At 52.2% G+C, this 297-nt stretch carries 1 protein-coding gene; it reads right to left on the bottom strand.

The annotated features are described in order from the left end of the window. On the bottom strand, window positions 1–297 hold a 297-nt coding region (locus SB725_RS30670; RefSeq protein ID WP_410923120.1), incomplete at both ends, for a phosphoenolpyruvate carboxylase.

Genomic DNA, 297 nt, shown 5'->3' with positions numbered 1-297 from the left:
CCCATCCACGAAGTAAAACGGACCGGAACAAATTCGACGGGCAGTTTGTAGCCGAGGTTCTCTTCCAGTTGTTCGTTCAGTTCGCGCAGGTAATTTGGTACGCCTTGCCACAGGCTGTTTTCCACTACGGCAAAGCCCCATTTGGCTTCATCTACCGGGCTTGGACGCAGCTTACGGATTTCATCGGTATGCCATGACTGGGCGATCAACTGGCGCAGGCGACGCATCAGCTGGTTGTGTTCGTAGTCAGCGATATCTTTGTTATCGAGCTGTTTTAAACAGGCGTTCACTTCCACC

Origin of the sequence: Pseudomonas sp. SIMBA_041 (assembly GCF_046535095.1) — a bacterium.
Classification (GTDB): Bacteria; Pseudomonadota; Gammaproteobacteria; order Pseudomonadales; family Pseudomonadaceae; genus Aquipseudomonas; species Aquipseudomonas mucoides.
This window is presented reverse-complemented; position numbering and strand designations above follow the sequence as displayed.